This is a genomic window from Bradyrhizobium sp. RT6a (assembly GCF_040547675.1).
Lineage (GTDB): Bacteria > Pseudomonadota > Alphaproteobacteria > Rhizobiales > Xanthobacteraceae > Bradyrhizobium.
Window position 1 is genome coordinate 216,525 of sequence record NZ_JBEPQC010000001.1, and the last position, 13,279, is coordinate 229,803.

General features: G+C 64.3%; 7 protein-coding genes and 1 pseudogene. 2 read left to right on the top strand and 6 right to left on the bottom strand.

Annotated features, from left to right (window positions below; translation table 11 throughout):
• Nucleotides 1-70: 70 nt before the first annotated feature.
• Entirely contained in the window at nucleotides 71-3,868 is a 3,798-nt protein-coding gene (locus tag ABIC03_RS01145; RefSeq protein ID WP_354057459.1) for a YhdP family protein, read from the bottom strand.
• A gap of 204 nt (nucleotides 3,869-4,072) precedes the next feature.
• Here ABIC03_RS01145 and ABIC03_RS01150 point away from each other — a divergent pair, with 204 nt between their 5' ends.
• Both ABIC03_RS01150 and ABIC03_RS01155 read left to right on the top strand, forming a co-directional pair.
• The gene (locus ABIC03_RS01150; protein ID WP_354057461.1) at nucleotides 4,073-4,765 is read left to right on the top strand and encodes a peroxiredoxin; all 693 of its coding nucleotides are present in this window, start codon (nucleotides 4,073-4,075) and stop codon (nucleotides 4,763-4,765) included.
• 110 nt (nucleotides 4,766-4,875) lie between these two features.
• The gene (locus ABIC03_RS01155) at nucleotides 4,876-6,234 is read left to right on the top strand and encodes a M23 family metallopeptidase (RefSeq protein WP_354054822.1); all 1,359 of its coding nucleotides are present in this window, start codon (nucleotides 4,876-4,878) and stop codon (nucleotides 6,232-6,234) included.
• An 18-nt stretch (nucleotides 6,235-6,252) separates the two neighbouring features.
• Here ABIC03_RS01155 and ABIC03_RS01160 read toward each other — a convergent pair whose 3' ends face one another.
• The 5 genes and pseudogenes from ABIC03_RS01160 to ABIC03_RS01180 all read right to left on the bottom strand — a co-directional run bounded on the left by ABIC03_RS01160 (nucleotide 6,253) and on the right by ABIC03_RS01180 (nucleotide 13,263).
• The gene (locus ABIC03_RS01160) at nucleotides 6,253-7,488 is read right to left on the bottom strand and encodes an ABC transporter substrate-binding protein (RefSeq protein ID WP_354054824.1); all 1,236 of its coding nucleotides are present in this window, start codon (nucleotides 7,486-7,488) and stop codon (nucleotides 6,253-6,255) included.
• A 107-nt stretch (nucleotides 7,489-7,595) separates the two neighbouring features.
• A pseudogene (locus ABIC03_RS01165) lies at nucleotides 7,596-8,506 on the bottom strand (DMT family transporter).
• Nucleotides 8,507-8,636: 130 nt separating this feature from the next.
• Nucleotides 8,637-9,518 carry an NAD(P)-dependent oxidoreductase gene (locus ABIC03_RS01170; RefSeq protein WP_354054826.1) on the bottom strand — a complete coding sequence of 294 codons (882 nt, stop codon included), beginning with the start codon at nucleotides 9,516-9,518 and terminating at the stop codon, nucleotides 8,637-8,639.
• Nucleotides 9,518-10,649, bottom strand: a protein-coding gene (gene prfB / locus ABIC03_RS01175) for a peptide chain release factor 2 (RefSeq protein WP_354054828.1) whose coding sequence is annotated in 2 segments (ribosomal slippage) — nucleotides 9,518-10,579 and nucleotides 10,581-10,649 — 1,131 coding nt in all. Because the reading frame shifts where the segments join, the coding sequence is not laid out codon by codon here. Before prfB ends, ABIC03_RS01170 begins: the two co-directional genes overlap by 1 nt.
• Nucleotides 10,650-10,761: 112 nt before the next feature.
• A complete protein-coding gene (locus ABIC03_RS01180) occupies nucleotides 10,762-13,263 on the bottom strand; it encodes a penicillin-binding protein 1A (protein ID WP_354054830.1) in 2,502 nt (833 codons plus the stop codon).
• Between the last annotated feature and the right edge of the window lie 16 nt (nucleotides 13,264-13,279).

Sequence of the window (13,279 nt, forward strand, 5' to 3'; positions counted from 1 at the left end):
TGACGCCGCGGGACAAGGCGTGGATGGCCGGGACAAGCCCGGCCATGACGCCGGAGACAGCTGCTCGCCGCTATCGCCGCGCGAGGGTGCAGCCGCTTGATAGCTGACGCGTCGATCCGCTCGAGCCATCGTTCGACTGCGACGGGAATTCCTCGAACGGCGAGTTCTGTTTGCCGGTGTTGAATTCGAAGATCTTGCGGAATAGACCCGGCGCCATCGCCGAAATCGGATTGACGCGCATCACCGGCGCGGCGGGCGTGCCGACGACCTCGTAGGTCACGCCGATCAACCCTTCATTGTTGCCGCCGCCGAGAAAGATACCGAACAGCGGTATCTGGCCGAAGATGTTGTTGACGCCATACATCGGCACGAAGGTGCCGCTCATGCAGACCTGATTGCCGGGAAAGTCGATTGAGCCCTCGATGGTGGCGCCGATCATCGGCCCCTTGACCACGCCGTCGCGGATCGTGAGCGCGCCGTTCTGCCGCGTGAACTCCGCACGCAACGCCGTGAAGGCCACGCCGCTCTGCGCACCGTTGGGAGCGCCCGCCGCGACGCGATCGAGTTGATCCATTCCCTTGACCGAGAAGTCGCGCACATTGATCAGGCCTTCCCGTGTCGTAGGCTCTGACGTCGGCGGCTCCATGGCCACCACCATCTGGCCGCCGTAGACCTTGTTGGTGGTGTCTGTGAAGCGCAGGAAGTTGCCGGCATCGCTGGTCTGGAGATAGATGACCTCGCGGTTGCCCTGGGCGCGGCCGCCGCGCAGGTCGGCGGCCACGGGCGTGTCTTTTCCGATCCTGCCGCTCAGCGTGAAGGCTTTGACCGCACCGTTGCGCCGCGACATCTTGGCTTCGACGCTGCGCATCGCCTCGCCGTTGAAACCCATGACGGCGCCGAGCTTCACGTCCATGTCGAAATCGACGTTCTTCGTCTTGCTCTTGGCGTCGTCCTTGGAATTGCCTGAAATCGCCGATTTCAGGAAGCCGCGGCCGTCGAATACGTCGCCGCGCATCGTGCCCTTGACCACGCCCTCCTGGCTGCGCTCCACCTTCAGCGACGCCTTGTCGCCGTCTGACGGCGCATAGGTCGGGAAGTTCGCGTTCATGAGATCGCCGTTGGCATCGACCTCGAGCGACCCCTTGATCGAGGCGCCGCCGCCTTCGATGACGATCTCCTCCAGACGCGTCGATTGCGCCGTCGGCACCACCTTGAAGCTGGCCTTGCCCGCTCTGCCCGGCAGCTTGACCCAGCCGGGCAGGATGTTGTCGAGCTTGACGGAGGTCAAGTCGGCCTCGATGCCGAGCTTCGTCGTCTGGTCGGGCCCCCCTGCGATCTTGCCCGACAGCTTGATCGGCACCGATCCGCTGACGGCGGGACCCAAGTCAAATCCGAGGCGCGCGCGGCTCGCATCGTCGAGCGTAGTCTGCAATTTGACGTCCGCGTCGCCCTCGGCCGGTTTGCGGTAGTCGAGCGAGGCCGCCTGCCCGTTGATCTTGACGTCGCCCTTGACCTGGTAGCCCTGGTTGCTCGCGACGATCTTGAGGTTGTTGGCCTCCAGCTTCTGGTTCATCACGAGCTTGTCGGCACCAAAACCGTTGAGATCGGCGGTAACGCTGTAGGTGGTGTCGGCTTTGGTCAGCTCGCCCTTGACCGGCAACCCAAGCTGGACGTTCGCCGAGAACGTCCCCTTGCTCGTATTGGGATCGATGACGGTCGACGACAGATCGCTCAGGCGATCGTTGGAAAGCATTTCGGCGGCCGCAGGCACCGGGCCTTCGACACGGAACCTGGTCCGCGACGGCGAAGGCTTGGGCGCCATATCGGGCACCTCGAAGACAAAGTCGGAAATCGTGACCTTGCGGCCTGCTGGCGTATCGGCAATGCCCTGCCCGATATTCACCGTCGCGGTGCGACCGGTCACGCGTGCCTTCAAATCGGCATCGTGCACCACCGGCAAGCCATCCACAGGGCGAACCGTGACACCGCTCGCTACGATATTGACCGACAGGCCGTCGTCGGGAATGGGCGGGCCCTTGCGCGGAAGATTCTTCGTCGGTGAATTAACGCCGATCTCGATGCGCTGGAGCGTTCCACGCTCGATCCGCTCGATCACCCATTCGCGCAACTCGGGAACGACAAGCGTCGGCCACATCCGCTTGAGCGCGGAGGCCGACATCGGCGTACCCGCAAAACCCAGTGTCAGCCGCGGCTCGCCCGAATAGTCGATGGCACCGGTGCCGGCGACGCCGATCTCCCCGTTGGAGATATCAGCCTGCGTCAACAGCAGCCTCTTGTGGTCGGTGTCGAAACGGAAGCCGATCGCAATACGGTTGAAGACCAGCGGCGGCTCGTTGTCGATGCCGCCGAGCAGGATCGAACCGCCGCTGAAACCCAGCTGCCAGTCATTGACGGTACCGTTGGGCGGCTCGACATGAGCCAGAAGCGTCAGACGGTTCGCGCCCGAGAGGACCTTGAAGGGAGCGACCAGCACCCGCCGATTGGCGTCCCACTCGACATTGATCTCAGCCGAGTCGATCGCCATCGGATAGTCGGGCGTATCGGTGTCGATGATGTTGCCCGCGCCGACCGCGATCTTGCCGCGAAAGAAGGTCGGCACGCCGTCGCGGCCGAGCTCGCCCTTGAGCTCGCCGGTCAGCGGCAGGTCGGCGGTGTAGGTGAGGTCCTTCACCCGCAGCGCCAGCAGGATGTTGGCGGTCGAGACCTTGTCGGCGCGGATATCGACCGAGCGCACGCCGTTCTCGGCGGGGCCGATCGTGGCGCGCAACGACCACGGACGCGGGCCCTCCTCGCCGAGGCTGAGCGCGACGCCGCCACGGCTCGGTCGGCGCAGGCTGAGCGTGATGTTCTCAAACGTCCATTTGCTGCCGCGCTGCTGATCGTCGACGATCAGATTGCCGTTCTTCAGGCCGATCTCGTTGAGGTTCTGGCCGTCGAGGCCGGTCATGCTCAGACTGTCGAGCCAGTCGAGGCCCTGAAGAATGCCAGTCGGGGCCGCGGCCTGGGGCGCGGCTTGCGATGCGTCGGGGGTCGCAGGCTCGGTGGCGAACGGCGGCGGTGGCACACCGTTGCGCGGGAAAGTCGGCGGCAGCCCCGCGTCCTTCTTGGAGGCGACGCCGGTTGCGAGCGGCTTTGCGGTGTCGCCAGCCGACACCGTAACGGTGCCGTCAGGCGCGATCCGGATCGCGAGCTCGGCATCGACGAGGTTGAGGCTTTCTGCGCGCAGATGCCCCATCAGCAGGCCCGCACCCGACAGCTTCACCTCGGCCTTCGGTGCGGTGGCGACAATGACGTGATCGTGGTCGCGCACGACGATATCGCGGATGCGCACGGCAATGCGGATCCGCCCGGCCCGTTCGATCTGCGTGCCGCCGACCTCCACGGTGTTGCCGTGACCGATATTGTCCTCGATCGCGGCGGCGAGCCACGGCGTCGCAATGTCGAGATTGATGGGACCGGCGCCGAGTCGCCACCACAGCGCGCCGAAACAGCCGACGAAGATGACGATCAGGGCACCGACGACCACGGCCACGCGCTTCAGCCAGCGACCGCCGCCCAGCCAGCGGCGCAGCGGCCCAAACCCGTCAGCGAAGCGATGGAAGCCCGAATTGGAACGCGACAACAGCCGGCGCGCCCGATAGCCCGCCGCCGCTTCCTGATCCGGATCCCAATCGGCGTCGTCCCATTGCTGCGACTCTGTTTGGCTGCCGCGCCGATCCAAATCCCGATTGTAATCCTGGGGCGACGTATTCCTTGCCATTGCCTCTCGATACAGGCGCCCGTCGTGGGATTGAGCGCCGCCGGGGCCGCAGCCGTCGACGGGAAGCGAAGCTTCCCGCGCCGGCATTGCCGCCATACCTCGAATATTCCTTCTGTTCGTCATGTCGCCCCGGGAGCGCGTTCAACGAGCAGTGGGGTGGTGCGTGGAATTCCTTGTAACCAGACTCCGGCGTCGTCAGACTCGCCCTGCCGAGGGCACGATTCCGGCATAGCGGAAAAGGGCTGCAATACCGCTTTGGTTGACCCGCCGAAAGCGACGAAAGGAAGGCGTATGTCCAAGAAATCCCAAAAGAAATCGTCCAAAGCGCCCTCCGGCAGTCCGACGGCTAAAAAGACGCCCGTGAAAGCGCGGGCTGCGACTCAAACCAAGTCCGCGAAAACACAGCGGACACCGGCGAGCAAATCAACTGGGACCATAGCAAAGACAGCATCGCATAAGGCCGCATCGAAACGGTTAAATTCTTCCAAATCGGCACCCGCACCCGAAAAGGCGACGAAGGCCGGCCTGGCCGAGGGTCAGGAGGCTCCCGCCTTCCGCCTGCCCCGCGACGGTGGCGGTGTCGTCGCGCTGTCGGATTATACCGGCCAGAAGCTGGTCCTGTTCTTCTATCCCCGCGCCGATACGCCGGGCTGCACCAGGGAAGCCATCGATTTCACCCGGCTGACCGGCGCCTTCGCCACGGCTGGCACCGCCGTGCTCGGTATCTCCGCCGATCCGGTCAAGGCTCAGGATAAATTCCGCGACAAGCACGGTCTCGACGTGCCCCTGATCTCGGACGAGACGCATGAGATGCTGGAGGCCTACGGCGCCTGGGGCGAAAAGTCCATGTATGGCAAGAGCTTCCTGGGAGTTCTTCGTACCACGATGCTGCTTGGCGCCGACGGCAGGATCGCCCGGATCTGGCGCAATGTCCGCGTCGATGGCCACGCCGACGAGGTCTTGGAAGCGGCAAGAACCCTTTAACCAATCATTTAAATTCAAGCGGTTCCGTTTCCGGAAAATTAACCATGACTGGCCCAGATTGCCGCGGCAATTAGGCCGTACGGACTCATCCGACCGGCGCGGGAGTGCCGATGTCGAAAAGTTCTGCCCAGCTCTCGCAGTACCCCCAACATCACCCCCACGACCACGGACGAGCCTTTCATCGCCGTGCTGCCGCGGTGGCAACCGCGCTTCCCCTTCCGGACACCGACGACGCCTACACCATCGTGCATCACGGCAAGCAGGTTCGCCTGGGGCCCGTGGTGTTCTGGATCGTGGTCGGCACCGTGGTGTTGCTCGGGCTCTGGTCGGCCGCGACCGCGACCTATTTCGCCTTCCGCGACGACGTCCTCACCCGGCTGATCGCCCGGCAGGCCGAGATGCAATACGCCTACGAGGACCGCATCGCCGAGCTGCGCGCCAAGGTCGACCGCACCACCAGCCGGCAGCTGCTCGACCAGGAGCAGTTTGACCAGAAGCTCGACCAGATCATGAAGCGCCAGACGGCGCTGGAGTCCCGTGCCACGGCGCTCGGGTCCATGCCGGACGTGACCGGATCGATTCCCCGTTCCAACCCACAGCGTGGCGATGCCAGCCAGGCGACGCAGGGCACGCCAAAGCCCTCGCCGATCAGCGACACCGTGATCTTCGTGGCGCCGCCGGATCGCGAAGCGCGGCTCGAGTCGCGCGCGCCGACGCTCGCAGCTCCGCCCGTCAATCAATTCGCCAAGAATCAAGGGTTCGACAACGTCGTGGTTCGGCTCACGACCTCGCTTGACCAGGTCGAGCGTCGCCAGATGGCAGCACTCAACGCCGTCGAGGAAGGCATGGATTCACGCATGCGCCGGATGCGCGGCGTCGTCAGCGATCTCGGCCTGAACCTCGCAAATCTCGAAGCCGCCGTGCCACGCACTGCGATGGGCGGGCCTTTCGTACCCGTGAAGCTCACCGCCAGTTCGGGGCCGTTCGAGAAGCAGCTCCATCGCATCAACAGCACCCGCGCCGAGATGGACCGGCTCAATCGCACGCTCGCACTCGTGCCCTATCGCAAGCCCGTCATCGGCGAGGTCGAGTTCACCTCTGGCTTCGGCGTGCGCAGCGATCCGTTCCTCGGCCGGCCGGCGATGCACACCGGGCTCGACTTCCGCGCCGCGAGCGGCGATCCCGTTCGCGTCACCGCCAACGGCAAGGTCGTCTCGGCCGGCTGGTCGGGCGGCTACGGCCGCATGATCGAGGTCGATCACGGCAATGGTCTTGCGACTCGTTATGGCCATCTCTCCGAGATCAACGTCAGGGTCGGCGAGATCGTGAGGATCGGCCAGGTGGTTGGTCTCGTCGGCTCGACCGGCCGATCCACCGGCCCGCATTTGCACTATGAAACCCGCATCGACGGCGAAGCGGTCGATCCGCAGAAATTCCTGCGCGCCGGCGTGCGACTCAGCGCGGGCTAGGCCTGCGCTTCTCGCATTCTATTGGCCGCGCTCGTGGCCAACCTCACCGGTGATGACGTCGCCGAACAGCTCCCAGGCCTGTCCATTGAAGCGCATCAGCTGCATCTGCTCGATCGGGAAATAATCGTCGGGCGACGTATTGACCATGATGCCGGGCAGCATCAGGTCGGTGTGGAAATCCCTTAGGTTCGTGGCCTGCTTCATCACGTTGTCACGTGTGAGATTGTCGCCGCACTGCTTCAGCACCTGCGCCATCGCCTCCGCCTGGACGTAGCCGTAGACATTGTTGGAATTGGCCTTGTCGCCGTCAGGGTAATATTTGTCCATGAACTCGCGCCATTTGATCACCGCAGGATCCTTGTCCCAGGTCGGATCGGTCGGGTCCTTCAGATAGACGGTCGAAATGATGTCCTTGGAATAGTCGAGCCCGGCTGGCTTGAGCACCGAGGCGACCGAGGTCGCGGTGTTGGCCAGAAAGAATTTTGGTTTCCAGCCGAGTTCGCCGACCTTCCGGATCGCCTGTGCCGATCCCTTGGGTGCGGCCCAGGAGAAGAAGATGTCGGCGCCGGAATCGTGCAAGGCGACGATCTGCGAGTCGATCGAGGGATCGCTGACCTCATAGGATTTGTCGGCAATGATCATATTGGCCTTGTCGCCGAGCCCGTCCTTCAGGCCCTTGAACTGGTCCTTGCCGGCGTCGTCGTTCTGCCAGAACACCGCGATCTTGCTGTTCGGAAACTTGTCACGGATATATTTCGCGTAGATCCGCCCCTCGCTCTGGTAGTTCGGCTGGAATCCCATGGTCCATGGGAAATTCTTGGGATCGCCGAACTTGGTGCCGCCGGAGGCGACGAAGAGCTGCGGCACCTTCTTGGAATTCATGTATTTCATGATCGCGGAGTTCGAAGGCGTGCCGAGCGGCTGGAAGATCAGCAACACCTCGTCGCTCTCGACCAGCTTCCGCGCCTGCTCGATCGCCTTTGGCGGCGAATAGGCATCGTCATAGCTGATGAAATTGATCTTGCGCCCGTTGATGCCGCCTTGGTCGTTGATCATCTTGAAGAACGCGGCCTCGGTCTTGCCGATCACGCCATAGGACGATGCCGGCCCGCTATAGGGCATGATGTTGCCGAGCTTGATTTCGGTGTCGGTGGCGCCGGGATCGTATTTCTTTTGCGCCAGGGCCGGTGTCGTGACGAGCACGCCGGCAGCAAGAATGGCGAGGGCAGCAAGGTTATTGCGACGACCCGGCATCGTTCTCTCCCTGTGTTTTGTAGTCTTGTTTTGCCGAGAGTGTCGCAAGCGGACCTGCCGCTGGCAAGCGTCACGATTTTCCGTGAGGTGAAACGGCCGCTCCAGAACTATGTGCCGCGCCGCAGCAGGTTCAGAACGCGCCCATCGATCACCAGCAACGCGCTGCCGATCACGATCGCGCCCGCGATCTCGCGCATGGAGATCGGCTCGCCCAGCACAAGCCATCCCAGAAGGATGGCGGTGACGGGAATGAGCAGCGTCACCAGCATCACATTGGTCGCCCCCGACCGCCGCAGGATCTGGAAGAAGACGATATAGGCGAGCGCTGTCGACAGGCCGGCAAGGCCAAGCACCGCGAGCCAAATCGTCACGCCCGGCATCGGGAGACGCCACGGCTGCTCATCGCGCCGACCACGATCGCCATCATCACCGTGGAAGCCATCAGTTGAAATGCTGCCGTCCCTAGCGGCGCGGCATCCTTCAACAACCGCCGCGCGGCCAACGCCGCAAAGCCATAGCTGAAGGCGCCACCGAGACAGAGCAGGATGCCGAGCCCCTGCCCTGCCCGTGTCTCGACGCCCCATCCACGCAGGATGATCACACCGGAGAGACCCAGTGCCACGCCGGCGACGCGGCGCAGTTGCAAAGCCTCTTCGCCTGCCGCCGCCATCACGACCACGGTGAACAGCGGCGTGGTGGCATTCAGGATCGACGCCAGCCCGCTTGGAATGAAGGTCTGGCCGACCACGATCAGCGAGAACGGGATGACGTTGTTGAGGAGTCCAATCGCAAAGAACGGTTTCCAGCCCCTCACGCCCTTTGGAAATCGGATGCCCTGGATACGGAGCAGCGGCAGCAGAATGGCCGCGCCAAGCGCGACACGCAAAAGCACCAACGTCAGCGGCGGCAATTCCCGCAGCGCCGCGCCGTTGAAAAAGAACGAGCCGCCCCAGAGCACCGAGAGCACAGCGAGCAGCGACCAGTCTCGCGCGTCGATCCGGTTGTCGTTCGGGGGCATGGCGTCTCATCTCGGTGGGCGAGACAGCCGCCCTAGGACAGCGCGGCGAACAGCGCCACCCGATTTCCGATGACACGTCGGTTTACACAACCGATGCTCGAACGAGGCTGCCCTATGTGGCTATGATCCGCTACGACGGCTTCTTCGGCCGCGACACCAGCTCGATCATCTTGCCTTCATCGTCGTCAGGCATCGCGGCCTTGGCCTGCGCGTAGGCCTCGACCGCGGCGCGCGCGACCAGCGGCTTGTCGGCCAGCAGGCTCTCGGCGAGCTTCACCGCATAGGCGGCATCCTTGTGCCGCAGCGCCGCCGTGAACGTCGCGCCGGAAAAATCGCGGGCAACCATGCGCTTGGAGTGACGCTGCACCTGAGGGCTTGCGGCAACGCCAGCCTGGATCGAGTCCAGCACCAGGTTCATGTCGAGCCCGGCCTGCTCGGCGATCGCAAGGCCCTCAGCGAGGCCGGCGATCTGGATCGCGCCCATCAGATTGTTGATCAGCTTGTAGACCGTGCCGGCGCCGACCGCGCCGAAATGGCGGATGGTCGAGCCGATCGGTGTCAGGTAGGGCCGCGCGCGTTCGAGATCGGCCGCATCGGCGCCAACGAGCAGCGTCAGCTTTCCGCTGGCGGCGGCATCCGGCAATCCCGTCACGGGGCAATCGATATAGATCAGCCCACGCGTGTTCATTTCGCGGCCCATCTCACGCGCATGATCATAGGAGACGGTGGAGCATTCGATCGCGATGGTGCCAGCCTTGGCCGTCTTGGCCGCGCCCTCGGGCCCGAGCCAGACCGCACGCGAGGCCTCGTCATCGGCGACCATGGTCACCACCGCGTCGGCGTCGATCGCGGCATCCTCAGGCGAAGTCGCCCACAGCGCGCCGCGCGCGATCAAGTCTTCCGCCTTGGCCTTGCTGCGATTCCACAGCGTCACCGTGAAGCCGGCATCGAGATAGCGGCCGGCCATGCCGTGGCCCATCCGTCCAAGCCCGATGAAGGCGATGCGGGGCATCAGTCGACGTCCTCGATGTCGGCGCTGGGAGTGCCGAAGGCGCGCTGCGCCAGGGTCGCGGCCATGAAGTCGTCGAGATCGCCGCCGAGCACGCCTGATGTGTCGGAGGTCTGCACACCCGTGCGCAGATCCTTCACCATCTGGTAGGGCTGGAGCACGTAGGAGCGGATCTGGTGGCCCCAGCCGATGTCGGTCTTGGCGGCCTGGTCGGCGGCGGCTTTCTCTTCCCGCCGCTTCAGCTCGATCTGGTAAAGCCTGGCGCGCAGCATGTCCCAGGCCTGCGCCTTGTTCTTGTGCTGCGAGCGACCGGCCTGGCAGACCACGGCAACGCCGGTCGGGATATGCGTCAGCCGCACCGCGGACTCGGTCTTGTTGACGTGCTGGCCGCCAGCACCACCGGAGCGCATGGTGTCGACGCGGACGTCGGATTCCTTGATGTCGATCTTGATGGTGTCGTCGATCACCGGAAACACAGCGACCGATGAGAACGAGGTGTGCCGCCGCGCGTTGGAATCGAACGGCGAGATCCGCACCAGGCGGTGCACGCCGGCCTCGGTCTTCAGCCAGCCATAGGCATTGTGGCCGGAGACCTGGATGGTCGCGGACTTGATGCCGGCCTCTTCGCCCTCGGACTCTTCCAGCATCTCGACCTTGAAGCCGTGGGTTTCGGCCCAGCGCGAGTACATGCGAAGCAGCATCTGCGCCCAGTCCTGGCTCTCGGTGCCACCGGCGCCGGCATGCACTTCGAGATAGGAATCGAAACTATCGGCCTCTCCCGAGAGCAGCGCCTCGAGCTCGCGCCGGGCAACTTCCTTCTTGAGGGTCTTCAGCGCGGCTTCGGCTTCCTTGACGACGCCCTCATCGCCCTCGGCTTCGCCGAGCTCGATCATGCCGATGTCGTCTTCGAGCTCCTGCTCGACTTTGCCGATGCCGGAGAGCGAATCCTCAAGCGAGGTGCGCTCCTGCATCAATCTCTGGGCTTTCTGGGGATCGTTCCAGAGGTTGGGATCTTCTGCGAGCTTGTTCAGCTCAGCGAGGCGCGCCGTCGATTTCTCGACGTCAAAGATGCCTCCTCAGCAGCCCGACAGACTGCTTGATCTCTTCTACCAACCGTTCGATTTCGGCGCGCATGGGATTCTCTGATCTCGCGGTATTGTTCCGCGTCTAACGACAACGGGATGTAGCTGCGACGGCTGCAAAGCGCAACCGCCGCCGCACAGAACGTCTGTCTTGTCCTAAGCCCTTAGTACAGCCCGCCGGTGCCCGGCCGCATGAAGAAGCCGGAATCCGGCTGCTGCTGCTGCGACGCCGGCATGCGGCCGTCGGCATCGGCAACGCCGATGACCGAATAATTGTCCGGCGGCGCCGTGCCCGGCTTGAAGGCTTCGAGGATGGTTCCGCCGGTCTCGCCCGGACCGGCGCGCATGCCGGACTTGGCGACGACCCGCACCAGCTTGATGCCGGCCGGCACCTTGAAGGGGACTGCCGGCTTGTCGGCGAGCGCGAGCTGGAGGAAGTCGCGCGCGATGGGAGCTGCGAGATGGCCGCCGGTCGCGGCGTTACCCTTGCCGAGCGGACGCGGCTTGTCGTAGCCCATATAGATGGCGACGGCGACGTCGGGCGAGAAGCCGACGAACCAGGCGTCCTTGGCCTCGTTGGTGGTGCCGGTCTTGCCGGCGATCGGCTTGCCGACCTGCTTGACCACGGTCGCGGTACCGGCCTGGACCACGCCTTCCATCAGCTCCGTGATCTGATAGGCAGTCATGGAATCCAGCACCTGCTCGCGGCGGTCGATCAGCTGCGGCTCGTTCTGGTTCTTCCAGCCACCCGGCGCGTCGCAGCCACGGCATTCGCGCTGGTCGTGCTTGAAGATGGTGTGGCCGTAGCGATCCTGGATGCGGTCGATCAGGGTCGGCTTCACCCGGCGGCCGCCATTGGCGAGCATCGAATAGGCCGTGACCATGCGCATCGCCGTGGTCTCGCCGGCGCCGAGCGCGTAGGACAGATAGTTCGGCAGTTCGTCATAGACGCCGAAGCGGCGGGCATACTCGCCGATCAAGGGCATGCCGATGTCCTGGGCGAGGCGCACCGTCACCGTGTTGAGCGACTGCCGCAGCGCGTTGCGCAGCGTCACCGGCCCCTGGAATTTGCCCGAGGAGAAGTTTTCAGGCCGCCACACGCCCGCGCCCTGGCCCTGGTCGATCTCGATGGGCGCGTCGAGCACGACCGTCGAGGGCGTATAGCCGTTGTCGAGCGCGGCCGAATAGACGATCGGCTTGAACGACGAACCGGGCTGCCGATAGGCCTGCGTGGCGCGGTTGAACTGGCTCTGGTCGAACGAGAAGCCGCCGACCATCGCCAGCACGCGGCCGGTCCAGGGGTCCATCACCACCATCGCGCCGGACACTTCGGGGATCTGGCGCAGCCGGTACTGACCTTCGACAGGTTGGGCGTCCTTGTACAGCGGATCGGCGTAGATCACGTCGCCGGGCTGGAGCACCTGCGACACCGCGCTCGCCGCCCTGCCCTTCGCAGCTCCCGAGGCTGCTCTTGCCCATTTGATGCCGTCGAGCGTGATGAGGCCGGTCTCGCGCTGCTTGCTCACGGCGCCGCCGAGCTCGCGGCTCGGCTGGAAGCCGATGCGCGCCGACTGGTCGCTGGTCTCCAGCACCACGGCCATGCGCCACGGCGAGATATCGGACAGAGACTTGATCTCGGCGAGCTTCACGCCCCAGTCGCCCGAAATGTCGAGCTTGCTGATGGCACCGCGATAGCCCTGCTGCTCGTCATAGTTCACGAGACCGGCGACCATGGTCTTGCGCGCCATGACCTGAATCTTGGGATCGAGCGTGGTGCGGACCGAGAGGCCGCCCTCGTACAGCTTCTTCTCGCCATAGCGCTCGAAGATGTCGCGGCGCACTTCCTCGGCGAAATATTCGCCGGCGAAAGTGTGGGCGCCGTTGGAACGGCTGGTAACGGCCAGCGGCTCCTTGCGCGCCTTGTCGGCGTCGGCCTGCTTGACCCAGCCGTTCTCAACCAGACGATCGATCACGTAGTTGCGGCGCTCGATGGCGCGGTCGCGGTTGCGGACGGGATGCAGCGTCGCGGGCATCTTCGGCAGCGCCGCGAGATAGGACGCTTCCGCCACCGTCAGCTCGTTCACCGACTTGTCGAAATAAACCAGCGACGCGGCCGCGATGCCGTAGGCGCCGAGGCCCAGATAGATTTCATTCAGATACAGCTCGAGGATCTTGTCCTTCGAGTAGGTCTTCTCGATCCGCATCGCGAGCAAGGCTTCCTTGATCTTGCGGGCGAAGGAGACCTCGTTGGTCAGAAGGAAGTTCTTGGCGACCTGCTGGGTGATCGTGGAAGCGCCCTGCGGACGGCGGTTGGAGCCGTAGTTCTGGATGTAGACCACGCCGGCGCGCGCCATGCCGGTGTAGTCGATGCCGCCATGCTCGTAGAAATTCTTGTCCTCGGCCGCCAGGAAGGCATTGATCACGAGTTTCGGCACCGCCTGGATCGGCAGGTACAGCCGCCGCTCCTTGGCATATTCGCCGAGCAGCGAGCCGTCGGTCGCGTGCACGCGGGTCATCACCGGCGGCTCGTAATCCTGAAGCTGAGAGTAGTCAGGCAAGTCCTTGGAGAAATGCCAGATCAGGCCTGCGATGGCACCCACCCCGACAAGGAACAACACCGTTCCCGCGGCGAACAGGAAGCCCATGAACCGCACCAGCAAGCGCATTATCTGTTTATCCGTT